Source organism: Streptomyces sp. NPDC054794, assembly GCF_053611585.1.
In genome coordinates this window covers 60,115-77,701 of record NZ_JBSHAQ010000050.1, presented here as the reverse complement: position 1 = coordinate 77,701, position 17,587 = coordinate 60,115, and the positions used below count along the sequence as shown (strand labels likewise).

The following is a 17,587-nucleotide window of genomic DNA, read 5'->3' as shown; positions in this document are numbered from 1 at the left end:
ACGCCCGGTTACATTCCGAACCCGGAAGCTAAGCCTCACAGCGCCGATGGTACTGCAGGGGGGACCCTGTGGGAGAGTAGGACGCCGCCGAACAAAACTTGAAAGGTCGGACCCTGAACTTCGGTTCAGGGTCCGACCTTTTTTTGGTATGCGTAACTTCAAGTTCACGTTCCGCGCTCAGCATCCACACCATGGGTACTGCTGCAATGCTCAGGGCCGCCGGAGTCGGAGTCGGTGACGAGGTCATCGTGCCGGCCTTCGGGAACGTGGAAGTCGCCGAGGCCGTGACTCTGGCCGGCGCGCTGCCGGTGTTCGCCGACATAGACCCGGTGACGTACTGCCTGGACGCGTCCCTGGTCGAGGGCGCCGTAACTCCCCGTACCGCGGCGATAGTTGTCGTGCACCGCTTCGGACGCAGCGCGGACATCTCGCGGTTGCGCGGGATCGGGCAGCGGCACGGGCTGCTGGTACTGGAGCAGGGGGAGTCCGAGGCGCCGTACGACGAGGTCGCCCAGCGCAGGGAGCGGGCCGCGTTCCTGGACGCCAAGCTGCGTGGCGTGCGGACGCCGGACGGCGGTGACGGGCACACCTACCAGCAGTACGTCGTTCGCGTGCCCGGCAACGGGCGGCCGGACCGGGACGCCTTCGTGCGGGCCGTGCGGGCCAAGGGAGTTGAGTGCCGGGTGCCGGTGAAGACGCCCGTGCACCGACTGCCGGAATTCCGGCGCTGTGTCTCGCTGCCGGAGACCGAGCGGGCCGCGGACGAGACGCTGGCGCTGCCCGTGGACGCGTCGTTGACCAAGCGGGAGATGCAGCGGATAGTCTCCGCCTGCAACGCCCTGGGCGGGCTGCTTCAGCCGGCCTTCTGAACGAGTTTGGGAACACGGCTCCGTTCGGGGTATGATCTATTCCGTTGCCGCGAGGGAAACCTCAAAGGCGACAGGCCCCTATAGCTCAGTCGGCAGAGCGTCTCCATGGTAAGGAGAAGGTCAACGGTTCGATTCCGTTTGGGGGCTCCGACAGAAAGGCCCCGCCCACTTGGGCGGGGCCTTTTTCGTACCCAGGTTCTGCCCTGGGCCTGTCCGGCATGATCCGCCGGACAGGCCTCAGTCGGTGTGGATGCCCGGGACGCGCATCGCCAGGATCGCCATGTCGTCGGACGGGGCGTCCGAGGCGAAGCGCTCCACCGCGCGCATGATGCGTGCGGCGACCGCGCCCGCCGTCAGGCCCGTGCAGGTCGTGAGGACGTCGGCGAGGCCGTCGTCGCCCAGCATTCGGGCGCCCTCGCGGCGTTCGGTGACGCCGTCCGTGACGCACAGGAGGACGTCGCCCGGGTCGAGGGTGACCGTCTGCTCGTACAGCTCCAGGTCCTCGATGACGCCGAGGAGCGGCTGGGGTTCGGCCGCCGCTTCGACCGTGCCGTCCTGGCGCAGCCGGAGCGGTAGCGGGTGGCCGGCGCAGACCACCTTCAGTTCCGCGCTGCCGTCCTCCTGGGGTCGCATCTCGCCGTACAGGAGGGTCAGGAAGCGGCTGCGGGCGCCCTCGTCGAGGATCGCGGAGTTCAGGCGCTCCAGGACCGCCGGGCCGCTCAGGCCCTCGCGGGCGAGCAGGCGCAGCGCGTGCCGGGCCAGGCCCGTGACCGCCGCCGCGTGCGGGCCCGTACCGCAGACGTCGCCGATGGCGAAGCCGTACGTGCCGTCGCGGATCGGGAAGACGTCGTAGAAGTCGCCGCCGACCTCGTTGCCCTCGCCGGCCGCGCGGTAGATGACCTCGACCTCGACGCCCGGGATGGCGGGGGTCTCCGGCGGCAGGAGGCTGCGCTGGAGGGACTGGCTGATGGCCGTGCGCTCCGAGTAGAGGCGGGCGTTGTCCAGGGCCAGGGCGGCCCGACGGGACAAGTCTTCGGCCAATTCCAGGATTTCCTGGCGGAAGTGCTCGTCGGTCGGCTTGCCGAGGGTCAGCATGCCGATGACGCGGTTGCGGGCGACGAGCGGCAGGACCACCGTCTCGCCGCCGACGGCCGAGGCCGTGGCGAGCGTCGGGCCGATGCCGGAGGCGACCTGCCGGGTGGGGCCGCCGGTGAGGCCGAGGCTGCGCATGGAGCTGCGCAGGGCCGCCTGGTGGGCCACCTCGGCGGGGGTCGTCCAGACGCGGGCACCGGGCGTGGGGACCGGGTCGGGCGGGGCGATCTTGGAGAGCAACGACTTGATGCCGTCGATGAGTTCCTCGTCCTCGTGCAGGACGTACGAGAGGTACGGATCGGAGGCCTGGTCGGCGATCGTGTAGACGGCGCACCAGGTGGCCAGGGTCGGGACCGTCATCTGGGCCATCAGGGCCAGGGTCTGGTCGCGGTCCAGCGTGCCGGCGAGCAGGTCCGAGGCCTCGACGAGGAAGCTGAGCGAGCCGCGGCGCAGGCGCTCCAGCTCGCCCAGGCGGGCCGACTCGACGGCCAGGGCGATCCGGTCGGCGGCGAACTGCAGGCGCAGCGCCTCCTCGTTGGAGTATCTGCTCGGGGCCTCGGCCGCGACGCCCAGGGAGCCCGTGAGGCGGCCCTCGACCTTCAGCGGAACGGTGACGACCGAGCGCATGCCGGTGCCGCTGAGCAGCGGTACGGCGCCCGGTACGGCCGAGAGGTCGTCGTGGACGGCCGGCATGCGGGCGGAGCCGTAGCGGCCGGGGCCGGCCTCCACGGGGACGCGGGCGAAGCGCTGGCGCGCCGACGGCAGACCGGTGGAGGCGCGGACCTCCAGCTCCGTCTCGTCGTCAGTGGCCAGCAGGAGGAACGCGGAGTCGCCGTCGAGCATGTCGCGGGCGCGCTCCACGGTGCGCTGCAGCAGGCCGTCGAGGTCGTCCGGGGCCGGGGAGCCGATGAAGACCTCGAAGGGGTCCGTGCTCTGGCCATCGACGGCCGGGCCCGCGTCGGAGGCGGGGACGCGCAACGGCGTCTGGAGCACGGCGCGTTCGTGGTCGCGTACCAGGAGGCAGACCGTGGACGGTTCGCCGCCCGTGTCGCGCACGCGGAGGTGGGAGGCGTAGACCGGGGTGACCCGGCCGTCGGCGCCCCGGATGCCGTAGCTGCCCTCCCAGCGGGACAGTTGGAGGGCCTCCGCGACGCCGGTGCCGGTGCCGGGGGTGTGCGGCCAGGCCGCGAGGTCGGTGAGGGGCCTGCCGGTGACCTGGACGGCGGGGTGGCCGAAGATCTCCTCCGCGTCCTCGTTCCAGGCCGTGATGGAGCCCTTGCGGTCGATCTGGACGACCGCGACCCGGACCCGGCCGTCGGCGAGCGGCAGGAGGTCGGCGGGCAGGGACGGTCCGGCGGCGCGGGTGCCGACCGGGCGCTCCGGGAGGTCGAGTTGGAACCAGACGTTCTTGTGCGTCGGCGTGTACTCGACGCCCCAGCGGCCGGCCAGGGCCGCGCACAGCTGGAGGCCGCGGCCGCCCTCGCGGTCGGGGCTGCCCATGTTGACGGCCGAGCTCTGGAGCGGGACCTCGCGCTCCGGATAGCGGTCGGCCACCTCGATCCGTACGCCATCCTCACTGCGCAGGCACAGCACGTCCGCGTGGGTGCCCGCGTGCACGACGGCGTTGGTCACCAGTTCGCTCGTGAGGACCACCGCGTCGTCGACGACGTCGGCGAAGCCCCACCCCTGGAGCGTGTCCCGGACGAAGGCCCGGGCGGTCGCGACCGATCTCCCGACGGGCTCGAAGCTGGCGGCCGCGCGCGCGGTGATCACAGAACTCCTCGACCGGTTGTCGACGTGCAGTGCTCCGTGGCCGGGCTGCTCGTGCCGCTGGTGCGGCATGTGCGCGCCCGTCGGCCGCGGCTCCGGGGACTGTCCCCCGGGGATCACTCCGGTGGTCATGGTCTGCGGCCGCCCTCCGATGCCCGCTCGTTCTCGATCCACCGCCCAGGCCGGACGGACCGGTGCGGCTGGACAGCCGCATGCAAGGTTACTTACCTTCGCCGTCCGTGCGGATGCCGGTCGCCGGTGTTTACGCCCCCCGGGTGTGCGGACGATGTGCGAAGCTGCCGAACTGTTATGGCCTGGTTCAGGCAGGGTGAAACACTGGGCAAGCTTCTGGTGAAGGTCCGGCCAGGCTGAGTGTGTTCCGTGTACGAGGGGCAGCAGCCCCTGGTGTGGCCGGAACTCATCTGGCAGAAATACCCAGCAGTAACTGGTACGCCGAAGTTACCGGTACGCCGAGTAGGTATCCGGCACGCCGAGTAGAAGTACCCGAGCACAGCAGTAACGGTCGACCCCTGCGGGAGGGACACAGTGGAGTCTGGCGCAGCGACGCGTGGCTCGAAGACGCGCGCGAAGGGCGGACAGTCCCTGAGCAAGCAGCGAGGCGGGACCACCGTGGTGGACACGGCCGGCCTGAACAGGCTGCTGGTGGCACTCGTGGCGATGCGCGACGGGAACTTCCGGAAGCGGCTCACGGTGTCCGGCGACGGCGTGATGTCGGAGATCGCCGCCGTTTTCAACGAGGTGGCCGACCGGAATCTGCATCTGACGGGTGAGTTGTCGCGGGTCCGGCGGATGGTGGGCCGTGAGGGGAAACTCACGGAACGGCTGGAAACAGGCGCCTGTGAGGGCTCCTGGGCGTCCGCCATCGACGCCTCCAACGCCCTCGTCGACGATCTCGTACGGCCCGTCTCCGAGGTGGGCCGGGTGCTCACCGCGGTGGCCGAGGGCGATCTGTCGCCGCGCATGGAGCTGCGGACGCAGGCGCCGGACGGGACCGGCCATCCGCTGCGGGGTGAGTTCCTGCGGGTCGGGCGGACGGTCAACAACCTGGTCGACCAGCTGTCGACGTTCACCGACGAGGTCACGCGCGTGGCCAGCGAGGTCGGCACCGAGGGCAAGCTCGGCGGCCAGGCCCGGGTGCGCGGTATGTCCGGTTCGTGGAAGGACCTGACGGAGTCCGTCAACACGATGGCCAACCGGCTGACCGCGCAGGTACGGGACATCGCGCTGGTGACCACCGCGGTCGCCCGGGGTGACCTGTCACGCAAGGTCACGGTCCATGTGGCCGGCGAGATGCTGGAGCTCAAGAACACCGTCAACACGATGGTGGAGCAGCTGTCCTCCTTCTCCTCCGAAGTGACGCGGGTCGCGCGCGAGGTGGGCACCGAGGGCATCCTGGGCGGTCAGGCGCAGGTGCCCGGGGTGGCCGGTGTGTGGAAGGAGCTCACCGACTCCGTCAACACCATGGCGGGCAACCTCACCGCGCAGGTGCGCGGGATCTCCCAGGTGACCACCGCCGTCGCGAGCGGTGACCTGTCGCAGAAGGTGACCGTCCCGGCGCGCGGCGAGGTCGCGCAGCTGGCCGAGACGATCAACCAGATGACCGAGACGCTGCGGATCTTCGCGGACGAGGTCACGCGCGTGGCCAACGAGGTCGGTGCCGAGGGTCGCCTGGGCGGGCAGGCGAACGTGCCGGGCGCGGCGGGCACCTGGAAGGACCTGACGGACTCCGTCAACACCGTCTTCCGGAACCTGACCACGCAGGTGCGGGACATCGCCGCCGTGACGACGGCGGTGGCCAGCGGTGACCTCTCGCAGAAGGTCACGGTCGACGTGGCCGGCGAGATGCTGGAGCTGAAGAACACCGTCAACGGGATGGTGGACCAGCTGTCGGCGTTCGGTGCCGAGGTCACGCGCGTGGCGCGGGAGGTCGGCGTCGAGGGTGAGCTGGGCGGCCAGGCGCAGGTGCCGGGCGCGGCCGGTACCTGGAAGGACCTGACGGACTCCGTCAACACCGCGTTCCGCAACCTCACCGGTCAGGTGCGCAACATCGCCCAGGTGACGACGGCGGTGGCCAACGGTGACCTCTCGCAGAAGGTCACGGTGGACGTCTCCGGCGAGATGCTCCAGCTGAAGAACACCGTGAACACGATGGTGGACCAGCTGTCGAGCTTCGCCGACCAGGTGACCCGCATGGCCCGGGACGTGGGCACGGAGGGCCGCCTGGGCGGCCAGGCCCGCGTGGACGGCGTCTCGGGTACCTGGAAGGAGCTCACGGACTCCGTCAACTTCATGGCGGGGAACCTGACCTCGCAGGTGCGGCAGATCGCCCAGGTGACCACCGCGGTGGCCCGCGGTGACCTGTCCCAGAAGATCGACGTCGACGCCCGCGGCGAGATCCTGGAGCTGAAGAACACCATCAACACGATGGTCGACCAGCTCTCCGCGTTCGCCGACCAGGTCACCAAGGTGGCCCGCGAGGTGGGTACGGACGGCCGCCTGGGCGGTCAGGCGCAGGTGCCCGGCGTGGCCGGTGTGTGGCGCGACCTGACGGACTCCGTGAACGGCATGGCCGGCAACCTCACGGCCCAGGTGCGCAACATCGCGCAGGTCGCCACGGCGGTGGCCCGGGGTGACCTGTCCCAGAAGATCACCGTGGACGCGCGCGGCGAGATCCTGGAGCTGAAGAACACCCTGAACACGATGGTGGACCAGCTGTCGTCGTTCGCCCAGGAGGTCACGCGCGTGGCCCGCGAGGTGGGCACCGAGGGCATGCTGGGCGGTCAGGCCGAGGTGCAGGGCGTCGCGGGCACCTGGAAGGACCTCACGCAGTCCGTGAACTTCATGGCGAACAACCTGACGATCCAGGTGCGCAACATCGCCGAGGTCACGACCGCGGTCGCCAAGGGCGACCTGTCCAAGAAGATCACTGTTGATGCGAAGGGCGAGATCCTCGAACTCGTCACGACGGTCAACACCATGGTCGACCAGCTGTCCTCCTTCGCCGAGCAGGTGACCCGGGTGGCCCGTGAGGTGGGCACCGAGGGCATCCTGGGCGGCCAGGCGCACGTGCCGGGTGTCACGGGCATCTGGAAGGACCTCAGCAACAACGTGAACCTGATGGCCAACAACCTGACCATGCAGGTGCGCAACATCTCCCAGGTGTCCGCGGCGGTGGCCAACGGCGACCTGACGCGGCAGGTGACCATCGAGGCGCGCGGCGAGGTGGCGCAGCTCGCCGACACCATCAACACCATGGTGAAGACGCTGAGTTCGTTCGCCGACCAGGTGACCAAGGTGGCCCGTGAGGTGGGCACGGACGGCATCCTCGGCGGTCAGGCGCACGTACCGGGTGTGGCCGGTACGTGGAAGGACCTCACCGAGTCCGTGAACCAGATGGCGTCCAACCTGACCGGTCAGGTGCGCAACATCGCGATGGTCACGACGGCCATCGCCAAGGGTGACCTGACCAAGAAGATCGACATCGACGCGCGCGGCGAGATCCTCGAACTCAAGACGACGATCAACACGATGGTCGACCAGCTGTCGAGCTTCGCCGAGGAGGTCACCCGCGTCGCCCGTGAGGTGGGCACGGAGGGCCAGCTGGGCGGTCAGGCACGCGTGCGTGACGTGGACGGCACCTGGCGGGACCTGACCGAGTCGGTGAACGAGATGGCCGGAAACCTGACCCGGCAGGTGCGTGCCATCGCGCGCGTGGCCACCGCGGTGACCCGTGGCGACCTGAACCTGAAGATCGACGTGGACGCGTCCGGCGAGATCCAGGAACTCCAGGACTACATCAACAAGATGATCGCCAACCTGCGCGACACCACCATCGCCAACAAGGAGCAGGACTGGCTGAAGGGCAACCTGGCCCGGATCTCCGCGCTGATGCAGGGCCGCCGGGACCTGGAGGACGTGGCCTCGCTGATCATGAGCGAGCTGACGCCGGTGGTCTCCGCGCAGCACGGCGCGTTCTTCCTGACGATGCCGCTCGTCGACGGCAAGGACCTGAGCGCCGAGAGCGAGGACTCGTACGAACTGCGGATGCTCGGCTCGTACGGCTACTCGATGGGATCCATGCCGACGTCGTTCCGGCCCGGTGAGGCGCTCATCGGGACGGCCGCCCAGGAGAAACGCACGATCCTGGTCGAGAACGCGCCCAGCGGCTATCTGAAGATCTCCTCGGGGCTCGGCGAGGCACCGCCGGCGCAGGTGATCGTGCTGCCGGTGCTGTTCGAGGGCAAGGTGCTCGGTGTCATCGAGCTGGCCTCGTTCACGCCGTTCACGCAGATCCAGAAGGACTTCCTCAACCAGATCGCCGAGATGATCGCGACCAGCGTCAACACGATCTCGGTCAACACCAAGACCGAGGTGCTGCTGAAGCAGTCGCAGGAGCTGACCGAGCAACTGAGGGAGCGGTCGGCCGAGTTGGAGAACCGGCAGAAGGCCCTGCAGGCGTCCAACGCCGAACTGGAGGAGAAGGCCGAGCTGCTGGCCCAGCAGAACCGTGACATCGAGGTGAAGAACACCGAGATCGAGGAGGCGCGGCAGGTCCTGGAGGAGCGTGCCGAGCAGCTCGCGGTCTCGATGCGTTACAAGAGCGAGTTCCTGGCCAACATGTCGCACGAGCTGCGGACGCCGCTCAACTCGCTGCTGATCCTGGCCAAGCTGCTCGCCGACAACGCGGAGGGGAACCTCTCCCCGAAGCAGGTCGAGTTCGCCGAAACGATCCACGGCGCGGGTTCCGACCTGCTCCAGCTGATCAACGACATCCTGGACCTGTCGAAGGTCGAGGCGGGCAAGATGGACGTCTCCCCGACGCGTATCGCGCTCGTCCAGCTCGTCGACTACGTGGAGGCGACGTTCCGGCCGCTGACCGCGGAGAAGGGCCTCGACCTGTCCGTGCGGGTCTCGCCGGAGCTGCCCGCCACGCTGCACACCGACGAGCAGCGCCTGCTCCAGGTGCTGCGGAACCTGCTGTCCAACGCGGTGAAGTTCACCGACTCCGGGTCGGTCGAGCTGGTGATCCGGCCGGCCGGCAGCGGCGTGCCGATGGCCATCCGGGAGCAGCTGCTGGAGTCCGGCTCGCTCAGCGACCCGGACGCCCCGCTGATCGCGTTCTCCGTGACGGACACCGGTATCGGCATCGCGGCCAGCAAGATGCGGGTGATCTTCGAGGCGTTCAAGCAGGCCGACGGCACGACCAGCCGCAAGTACGGCGGTACGGGCCTCGGGCTGTCGATCTCGCGGGAGATCGCCCAGCTGCTCGGCGGTGAGATCCAGGCGCAGAGCGAGCCCGGACGCGGCTCGACCTTCACGCTGTATTTGCCGCTGCACCCGAGCGAACTGCCCCCGCAGGGCTACCAGCAGGCCGTGGCCGCGCTGGAGGCGGGCGATCTGGTCGCCTCCGAGAACCACACGTCCGAGCTGTCCGACGCGCAGATCGTGACGCCGGCCGAGGTGAAGTCGTACCAGGAGACGCAGAACGGTGCCGCCGCGCTCTTCCGGCGCCGACGCCGGGGTACTCCGGCGCTGGAGCAGCGGGCGGAGTCGTGGACCGTCGCCCAGCACCAGGAGTTCGCGCCTTCGACGCAGCGCGGGGTGCGGTTCGGCGGGGAGAAGGTGCTGATCGTCGACGACGACATCCGCAACGTCTTCGCGCTCACCAGCGTCCTGGAGCAGCACGGCCTGTCCGTGCTGTACGCGGAGAACGGCCGCGAGGGCATCGAGGTCCTGGAGCAGCACGACGACGTGGCCGTCGTGCTGATGGACATCATGATGCCCGAGATGGACGGGTACGCGACCACCACGGCGATCCGGCGGATGCCGCAGTTCGCCGGTCTGCCGATCATCGCGCTCACCGCGAAGGCGATGAAGGGCGACCGGGAGAAGGCGATCGAGTCGGGGGCTTCCGACTACGTGACGAAGCCGGTCGACCCCGATCACCTGTTGTCGGTCATGCGGCAGTGGATGCGCGCCGAGTGACGGGAAAACGCGGGCCCCGGACCAGGGCTGTGGGAACCTTTCCCGTGCACGCGGAGTTGCTGACAGAGGGTGGCCGAGGCGGTGTAGAGGTGCGGGATTCGGGGAACCTTCTGGTCCCCTGCTGCGTTTCTGCTACGTGCACAGTGACATCGCGGTGACAGGGTGTGGCGACGGGCGGGGTGCGGCTACCATGACCGGCACAAGGACGGGCGGCGAAAGGGAGTCGTCCCCTGGGGCGGCGCCCGGTGTACCGCCGGGGCGAGGAGGGCGGGCCATGGTGCAGAAGGCCAAGATCCTCCTGGTCGATGACCGGCCGGAGAATCTGCTGGCGCTGGAGGCCATCCTCTCTGCGCTCGATCAGACACTGGTGCGGGCATCGTCCGGGGAGGAAGCGCTCAAAGCACTGCTCACGGACGACTTCGCGGTCATTCTGCTGGACGTTCAGATGCCAGGAATGGACGGTTTCGAAACCGCCGCGCACATCAAGCGGCGAGAACGGACCCGGGACATCCCGATCATCTTCCTCACGGCGATCAACCACGGTCCGCATCACACCTTCCGCGGCTACGCGGCGGGCGCGGTCGACTACATCTCCAAGCCGTTCGACCCGTGGGTGCTGCGCGCCAAGGTCTCGGTGTTCGTCGAGCTGTACATGAAGAACTGCCAGCTGCGGGAGCAGGCGGCGCTGCTGCGGCTCCAGTTGGAGGGCGGCGGCAAGGGCGCGGTCGGCCCCGGCAAGGAGTCCGCCGGACTGCTCGCCGAGCTGTCGGCCCGGCTCGCGGCCGTCGAGGAGCAGGCCGAGGCACTGTCCAAGCAACTGGACGACGACTCCGCCGACGCGGCGGCGGTGGCCACGGCCGCCCATCTCGAACGCAAACTCACCGGACTGCGCCGCGCACTCGACGCCCTGGAACCGGGCACCGGCAGCGGCACCCAGGCGGTCCCGACGCAGAACTGACGCCCGCCACGCCCGTAGTTGGGCATGAGCGCGCGTCAGTTCCGCGCTCCGGCACGGACGACACGAACGGGTGAAGCGGTAGGCACACGTGTCCGCTGTCGCCTCCACCGGTAACCTCACACCCATGGCCTCACGTCCCTCCGCAGCCAAGAAGCAGCCCGCGAAGAAGGCGGCCGCTTCCGCTAAGGCTCCGGCGAAGAAGGCGCCCGCCAAGAAGGCGCCGGCCAAGAAGGCCACGGCGAAGAAGGCGGCGCCGCCACCCAAGCCCGCGCCCAATCCCACCGGCGGCGTCTACCGACTGGTGCGCGCCGTGTGGCTGGGGCTCGCGCACGCCGTCGGCGCCGTCTTCCGCGGCATAGGGCAGGGCGCGAAGAACCTCGACCCGGCCCACCGCAAGGACGGCGTCGCGCTGCTGCTGTTCGGCATCGGCCTGATCGTCGCCGCCGGTACCTGGGCCGACCTGCGCGGCCCCGTCGGCGACCTCGTCGAGATCCTGGTGACCGGCGCCTTCGGGCGTCTCGACCTGCTCGTGCCGATACTGCTCGCGGTCATCGCGGTGCGTTTCATCCGGCACCCCGAGCAGCCCGAGGCCAACGGCCGCATCGTGATCGGCCTGTCCGCGCTCGTTATCGGCGTGCTCGGCCAGGTCCACATCGCCTGCGGCGCGCCCGCCCGCAGCGACGGCATGCAGGCCATAAGGGACGCCGGCGGCCTCATCGGCTGGGGCGCGGCGACCCCGCTGACGTACTCCATGGGCGAGGTCCTCGCCGTACCGCTGCTCGTGCTGCTCACGATCTTCGGACTGCTGGTCGTCACCGCCACCCCGGTCAACGCGATCCCGCAGCGCCTGCGGGCGCTAGGCGTGCGCCTGGGCGTGCTGCACGACCCGGTGGAGGACGAGTTCAGCGAGGACGACGAGCGCTACGACGAGCAGTGGCGCGAGGCGCTGCCCGGGCGCCCCCGCAGGCGCACGAACGCCCCCCAGGCGTACGACCCCGAGGACGCCGAGCAGGAGGCACTGTCCAAGCGCCGGAGCCGCCCCCGGCGCTCCGCCGTGCCGCAGCCCGCCATGGACCGGCAGCTGGACGCGGTGGACATCGCGGCCGCGGCCGCCGCGGACCTCGACGGCGCCGTCCTGCACGGCATGCCGCCCTCGCCGCTGGTCGCCGACCTCACCCAGGGCGTCAGCGTGGGCGACCGCGAGGACACCACCCCGACGCCCGTCCCGCGGCCGGTCCCGGCCCCGGCCGGGCGCCCCAAGCAGGAGAAGCTCAAGGTCGAGAGCGTTCCCGACCTGACCAAGTCGGCCCCCGACGAGGTCCGCGACCTGCCCCCGCGCGCCGAGCAGCTCCAGCTGTCCGGCGACATCACCTACGCGCTGCCCTCGCTCGACCTCCTCACCCGCGGGGGCCCTGGCAAGGCGCGCAGCGCGGCCAACGACGCGATCGTCGACTCCCTGCGCAACGTGTTCACCGAGTTCAAGGTGGACGCCGACGTCACCGGCTTCACCCGTGGACCGACGGTCACCCGCTACGAGGTCCAGCTCGGCCCCGCCGTGAAGGTCGAGCGGATCACCGCGCTGACGAAGAACATCGCGTACGCCGTGGCCAGCCCGGACGTGCGGATCATCAGCCCGATTCCCGGCAAGTCGGCGGTTGGCATCGAGATCCCGAACACCGACCGGGAGATGGTCAACCTCGGTGACGTGCTCCGCCTCGCGGAGTCCGCCGAGGACGACGACCCGATGCTCGTCGCCTTCGGCAAGGACGTCGAGGGCGGCTACGTCATGCACTCGCTGGCGAAGATGCCGCACATGCTGGTCGCCGGCGCCACCGGCTCCGGCAAGTCGTCCTGCATCAACTGCCTGATCACCTCGGTCATGATGCGGGCGACCCCGGAGGACGTGCGGATGGTCCTCGTCGACCCCAAGCGCGTCGAACTGACGGCGTACGAGGGCATCCCGCACCTGATCACGCCGATCATCACCAACCCCAAGCGGGCCGCCGAGGCGCTCCAGTGGGTCGTGCGCGAAATGGACCTGCGCTACGACGACCTGGCCGCGTTCGGGTTCCGGCACATCGACGACTTCAACCAGGCCATCCGCGAGGGCAAGGTGAAGCTGCCGGAGGGCAGCGAGCGCGAGCTGCAGCCCTACCCCTATCTCCTGGTCATCGTGGACGAGCTCGCCGACCTGATGATGGTCGCGCCGCGCGACGTCGAGGACGCGATCGTGCGCATCACCCAACTCGCCCGCGCCGCCGGCATCCACCTGGTCCTCGCCACGCAGCGGCCGTCGGTCGACGTCGTCACCGGTCTGATCAAGGCGAACGTCCCCTCCCGGCTCGCCTTCGCCACCTCGTCCCTGGCCGACTCCCGGGTCATCCTCGACCAGCCCGGCGCCGAGAAGCTCATCGGCAAGGGCGACGGCCTGTTCCTCCCGATGGGCGCGAACAAGCCGACCCGTATGCAGGGCGCGTTCGTGACCGAGGAGGAGGTCGCGGCCGTCGTCCAGCACTGCAAGGACCAGATGACGCCGGTCTTCCGCGACGACGTCACGGTGGGCGCCAAGCAGAAGAAGGAGATCGACGAGGACATCGGCGACGACCTCGACCTGCTGTGCCAGGCGGCCGAACTCGTCGTCTCCACGCAGTTCGGGTCGACGTCCATGCTCCAGCGCAAGCTGCGGGTCGGCTTCGCCAAGGCCGGCCGGCTGATGGACCTCATGGAGTCCCGGGGCGTCGTCGGGCCCAGCGAGGGGTCCAAGGCGCGCGACGTCCTGGTCAAACCCGACGAACTGGATGGCGTGCTCGCCGTGATCCGTGGGGAGTCTGAGGGATAGGGACACGGCCGCTCGGCGTGTCGCCGTTGGGCCGGGTGGAGTCATCGTCGTGATCCACTCGTTAGAGATCGTCGGGCAACCGTTTCCCTTTGACGTACGTCAAGTTGAGCGAGAGGACAGATACGACTTCCACACTGGAGTTCGTACCTGGCCCGTCATCGGGGTGACCGGGCATACCGATGGCGTACAAAGTCGTACCGCCCGGTTGCCCCACCCTTTCGTACCCCCCCTAGACTGAACCTCCAGCACAGGTGGCTACACGCTCGAAAGGCGCCCCCGTGTCCATCGGCAACTCCCCTGAAGACGAGCGTCCGTTCCCAGACGTCACCGAGGAAGCCCGCACCTCCGTCGGCCGTGCCCTGAAGCAGGCGCGCATCGAGGCCGGGCTCACCGTCGACGACGTCAGCACCGCCACCCGGGTCCGCATCGCCATCGTGCACGCCATCGAGGCGGACGACTTCGCCCCCTGCGGCGGAGACGTGTACGCCCGCGGGCACATCCGGACCCTGGCCAAGGCCGTGCGCCTCGATCCGGCTCCGCTGCTCGCCCAGTTCGACACCGAGCGCGGCGGGCGCCCCGCGCCGACCCCGGCCGCCCCGCTCTTCGAGGCGGAACGTATCCGCCCCGAGCGGCGCGGGCCCAACTGGACCGCGGCCATGGTCGCCGCGATCGTCGCCGTGGTCGGTTTCGTCGGGTTCACCGCGTTCAAGGGCGGCGACGACGGGAGTGCCCGGGACCAGGTCGCCGGGGGCACGCCCACGGCCGACAAGTCCGCCGCGCCCACGCCGAAGAAGAGCAAGCCCGCCGACCAGAAGCCCGAGCCGTCCGACAGCGCCATCGCGGCCGCGCCCCAGGACAAGGTCACCGTCCAGGTGAGCGCCGTCGACGGGCGCAGCTGGATCTCGGCCAAGGACCACAACGGCCGCATGCTCTTCGACGGGCTCCTCAAGAAGGGCGAGTCGAAGACCTTCCAGGACAGCTCGAAGATCAACCTCATCCTGGGTGACGCCGGCGCGATCCAGCTCTACGTCAACGGCAAGAAGATCGAGGACGACTTCCAGGCGGGTGCGGTGGAGCGGCTGACGTACACGAAGGGTGACCCCGAGGTCGGATAAGGGTCCCACGGTACGAGCGTGAACGGGGTTGGCCAAGATCGGCCAACCCCGTCGACGTGGGGTGTCAGTGGGACGAAGTAGTCTTGAGCCCATGCCTGAACGCCGTACCGTCGCACTCGTCACTCTCGGCTGCGCCCGTAACGAGGTGGACTCGGAGGAGCTCGCAGGCCGTTTGGAGGCGGACGGCTGGCAGCTCGTCGAGGACGCCGCGGACGCCGATGTCGCCGTGGTCAACACCTGTGGCTTCGTGGAAGCCGCCAAGAAGGACTCCGTCGACGCCCTCCTCGAGGCCAACGACCTCAAGGACCATGGCAGAACACAGGCCGTCGTGGCGGTGGGCTGCATGGCCGAGCGGTACGGCAAGGAGCTCGCCGAGGCCCTCCCCGAGGCCGACGGTGTGCTCGGTTTCGACGACTACACGAACATCTCCGACCGCCTGCAGACCATCCTGTCCGGCGGCATCCACGCCGCGCACACCCCGCGCGACCGGCGCAAACTGCTGCCGATCAGCCCGGCCGAGCGGCAGGAGTCGGCGACCGAGGTGGCCCTGCCGGGCCACGGCGCCCCGACGGACCTCCCCGAGGGCCTGGCCCCGCAGTCCGGCCCCCGCGCGCCCCTGCGCCGCCGCCTGCAGGGCTCCCCGGTGGCCTCGGTCAAGCTCGCCTCCGGCTGCGACCGGCGCTGCTCCTTCTGCGCCATCCCGTCCTTCCGCGGCTCCTTCATCTCGCGCCGCCCGAGCGACGTGCTGAACGAGACGCGCTGGCTGGCCGAGCAGGGCGTCAAGGAGATCATGCTGGTCTCCGAGAACAACACCTCCTACGGCAAGGACCTGGGCGACATCCGCCTCCTGGAGTCCCTGCTGCCCGAGCTCGCCGAGGTCGACGGCATCGAGCGGGTGCGCGTCAGCTACCTCCAGCCGGCCGAGATGCGCCCGGGGCTGATCGACGTGCTGACCTCCACCCCGAAGATCGCCCCGTACTTCGACCTGTCCTTCCAGCACTCCGCGCCCGACGTGCTGCGCTCGATGCGCCGCTTCGGCGACACCGACCGCTTCCTGGAGCTGCTCGACACCATCCGCGCCAAGGCCCCGCAGGCCGGCGTGCGCTCGAACTTCATCGTCGGCTTCCCCGGCGAGTCCGAGGCCGACCTGGGCGAGCTGGAGCGCTTCCTGAACCACGCGCGGCTGGACGCCATCGGCGTCTTCGGCTACTCCGACGAGGAGGGCACGGAAGCGGCGACGTACGAGAACAAGCTCGACGAGGACGTCGTCGCCGAGCGGCTCGCGCACATCTCCCGGCTGGCCGAGGAACTGGTCTCGCAGCGATCCGAGGAGCGCGTCGGCGAGACCGTCCACGTCCTCGTGGAGTCGGTCGACGACGAGGACGGCGTCCACGGTCGTGGGGAGCACCAGGCGCCGGAGACGGACGGCCAGGTGCTGCTCACGAGCGGCGAGGGCCTGACCGTCGGCCGTATGGTCGAGGCGAAGGTGGTCGGTACGGAAGGTGTCGACCTGGTGGCCGAGCCGCTGCAGGGCTCGCTCGCGTGTAGTGAGGAGGCGGGCAGATGACCGGAGTACCGGCGTCCGCCGCGGGCGGCTCCTCCGGCGCGCACGGCGCCCCGGGTGCCGCCTCCGGTGCCACCGGCGGTGCCGCCTCCGGTGGCCGTTCCGGCGGTTCCGCCTCCGCTCCGGCCGGTTCCGGCGCCTCCTCCGGCTCCGCGGCCGACCCGGAGGGCGGTGCGAGGCCCGCGCGCGGCGGGAAGATCGCGGCCGCGGCGGTCAATCAGGCCAGCCTCTGGAACATCGCCAACCTGCTGACCATGCTCCGGCTGGTCCTCGTCCCCGGCTTCGTCGCGCTGATGCTGGCCGACGGCGGGTACGACCCGGCGTGGCGCTCGCTGGCCTGGGCGGCGTTCGCCGTCGCCATGATCACCGACCTGTTCGACGGGCATCTGGCGCGCACCTACAACCTCGTCACGGACTTCGGGAAGATCGCGGACCCCATCGCCGACAAGGCGATCATGGGCGCGGCGCTGATCTGCCTGTCAGCGCTGGGCGATCTGCCGTGGTGGGTGACGGCCGTCATCCTCGGCCGGGAACTCGGCGTCACCCTGCTGCGTTTCTGGGTCATCCGCTTCGGTGTCATCCCGGCGAGCCGCGGCGGCAAGCTCAAGACGCTCACCCAGGGCGTGGCCGTGGGGATGTACGTGCTGGCGCTGACGGGGTGGCTGGCCACCCTGAGGTTCTGGGTGATGGCGGCGGCGGTCGTGCTCACCGTCGTGACCGGGCTCGACTATGTGAGACAAGCCATTGTCCTGCGCAGGCAGGGCATCGCCGAGCGCAAGGCAGCGTTGGAGGAGACCGAAGCGTGAATTCCGCGGCCGCCGAACTGGTGCGACTACTCACGGTGAGGGGCGAGACGCTCGCCGTGGCCGAGTCGCTCACCGGTGGTCTGGTGGCGGCGGAGATCACGACGGTCCCCGGGGCCTCCAAGGTCTTCCGGGGCTCGGTCACCGCCTACGCCACCGAACTCAAGCACGAGCTGCTGGGTGTCGACGCCACCCTGCTGGCCGAACGCGGAGCGGTGGATCCGCAGGTCGCGGCCCAGATGGCGGCCGGAGTGCGGAAGACGCTGGGCGCCGACTGGGGCCTCGCGACGACCGGTGTCGCCGGCCCCGACCCCCAGGACGGCAAGCCCGTGGGGACGGTTTTCGTCGCCACCGACGGCCCGTTCGGAGCCGGTTCGGGTTCCGCCGGTGGCGGAAAAGTCGAGGCTCTGCGGTTGAACGGCGACCGCGCGGAAATTCGTATGGAGAGTGTACGGAGCGTACTCGCGCTGCTTCTGAGGGAGCTCGTGGGCGAACACACCGGGAATGAGCGGACACAGGATACGGAACAGAACGGGGGGTTTTGATGTTTGCAGCCCTGAGTGAACACGAC

Annotated in this window: 9 protein-coding genes, 1 tRNA gene and 1 rRNA gene; 10 read left to right on the top strand and 1 reads right to left on the bottom strand. The window is 69.8% G+C overall.

Going from position 1 to position 17,587, the window contains the following annotated elements:
• The 3 genes from rrf to ACWGKT_RS37610 form a co-directional block, all read left to right on the top strand.
• Positions 1 to 93, top strand: a 5S ribosomal RNA gene (gene rrf, locus ACWGKT_RS37620); the annotation flags it as partial.
• Between the two features lie 113 nt (positions 94 to 206).
• Positions 207 to 869 (top strand): DegT/DnrJ/EryC1/StrS family aminotransferase, encoded by a 663-nt coding sequence (locus ACWGKT_RS37615; RefSeq protein WP_453277190.1) that lies wholly within the window; start codon positions 207 to 209, stop codon positions 867 to 869.
• 74 nt (positions 870 to 943) lie between these two features.
• Positions 944 to 1,016 (top strand) — tRNA-Thr (locus ACWGKT_RS37610).
• 90 nt (positions 1,017 to 1,106) lie between these two features.
• On the opposite strand, the gene ACWGKT_RS37605 is transcribed toward ACWGKT_RS37610, so the two are convergent.
• Positions 1,107 to 3,863 (bottom strand): SpoIIE family protein phosphatase, encoded by a 2,757-nt coding sequence (locus ACWGKT_RS37605; protein ID WP_453277188.1) that lies wholly within the window; start codon positions 3,861 to 3,863, stop codon positions 1,107 to 1,109.
• 414 nt (positions 3,864 to 4,277) lie between these two features.
• Here ACWGKT_RS37605 and ACWGKT_RS37600 point away from each other — a divergent pair, with 414 nt between their 5' ends.
• The 7 genes from ACWGKT_RS37600 to ACWGKT_RS37570 all read left to right on the top strand — a co-directional run bounded on the left by ACWGKT_RS37600 (position 4,278) and on the right by ACWGKT_RS37570 (position 17,561).
• On the top strand, positions 4,278 to 9,737 hold the full coding sequence (locus tag ACWGKT_RS37600; RefSeq protein ID WP_453277187.1) for a HAMP domain-containing protein: 5,460 nt from the start codon (positions 4,278 to 4,280) through the stop codon (positions 9,735 to 9,737).
• 274 nt (positions 9,738 to 10,011) lie between these two features.
• Positions 10,012 to 10,695 (top strand): response regulator, encoded by a 684-nt coding sequence (locus ACWGKT_RS37595; RefSeq protein ID WP_356151685.1) that lies wholly within the window; start codon positions 10,012 to 10,014, stop codon positions 10,693 to 10,695.
• A 124-nt stretch (positions 10,696 to 10,819) separates the two neighbouring features.
• Positions 10,820 to 13,534 (top strand): DNA translocase FtsK, encoded by a 2,715-nt coding sequence (locus tag ACWGKT_RS37590; protein WP_453277186.1) that lies wholly within the window; start codon positions 10,820 to 10,822, stop codon positions 13,532 to 13,534.
• Between the two features lie 278 nt (positions 13,535 to 13,812).
• Positions 13,813 to 14,649: a helix-turn-helix domain-containing protein gene (locus tag ACWGKT_RS37585; protein WP_453277185.1), complete on the top strand. Its 837-nt coding sequence runs from the start codon at positions 13,813 to 13,815 to the stop codon at positions 14,647 to 14,649.
• Positions 14,650 to 14,740: 91 nt separating this feature from the next.
• Positions 14,741 to 16,216: a 30S ribosomal protein S12 methylthiotransferase RimO gene (gene rimO / locus ACWGKT_RS37580; RefSeq protein WP_453277184.1), complete on the top strand. Its 1,476-nt coding sequence runs from the start codon at positions 14,741 to 14,743 to the stop codon at positions 16,214 to 16,216.
• Positions 16,213 to 17,019, top strand: a complete 807-nt coding sequence (gene pgsA / locus ACWGKT_RS37575; protein ID WP_453277183.1) for a CDP-diacylglycerol--glycerol-3-phosphate 3-phosphatidyltransferase — start codon at positions 16,213 to 16,215, stop codon at positions 17,017 to 17,019. The genes rimO and pgsA overlap by 4 nt, the downstream gene beginning before the upstream one ends.
• Positions 17,016 to 17,561 (top strand): CinA family protein, encoded by a 546-nt coding sequence (locus ACWGKT_RS37570; RefSeq protein WP_453277182.1) that lies wholly within the window; start codon positions 17,016 to 17,018, stop codon positions 17,559 to 17,561. Before pgsA ends, ACWGKT_RS37570 begins: the two co-directional genes overlap by 4 nt.
• Positions 17,562 to 17,587 lie beyond the last annotated feature (26 nt).

What these genes read in the sequence shown, in the direction of transcription:
- ACWGKT_RS37595 (WP_356151685.1), top strand. Translation starts at nt 10,012, where the DNA reads ATGGTGCAGAAGGCCAAGATCCTCCTGGTCGATGACCGGCCGGAGAAT.
- rimO (WP_453277184.1), top strand. Translation starts at nt 14,741, where the DNA reads ATGCCTGAACGCCGTACCGTCGCACTCGTCACTCTCGGCTGCGCCCGT.
- pgsA (WP_453277183.1), top strand. Translation starts at nt 16,213, where the DNA reads ATGACCGGAGTACCGGCGTCCGCCGCGGGCGGCTCCTCCGGCGCGCAC.
- ACWGKT_RS37590 (WP_453277186.1), top strand. Translation starts at nt 10,820, where the DNA reads ATGGCCTCACGTCCCTCCGCAGCCAAGAAGCAGCCCGCGAAGAAGGCG.
- ACWGKT_RS37615 (WP_453277190.1), top strand. Translation starts at nt 207, where the DNA reads ATGCTCAGGGCCGCCGGAGTCGGAGTCGGTGACGAGGTCATCGTGCCG.
- ACWGKT_RS37605 (WP_453277188.1), bottom strand. Translation starts at nt 3,863, where the DNA reads ATGACCACCGGAGTGATCCCCGGGGGACAGTCCCCGGAGCCGCGGCCG.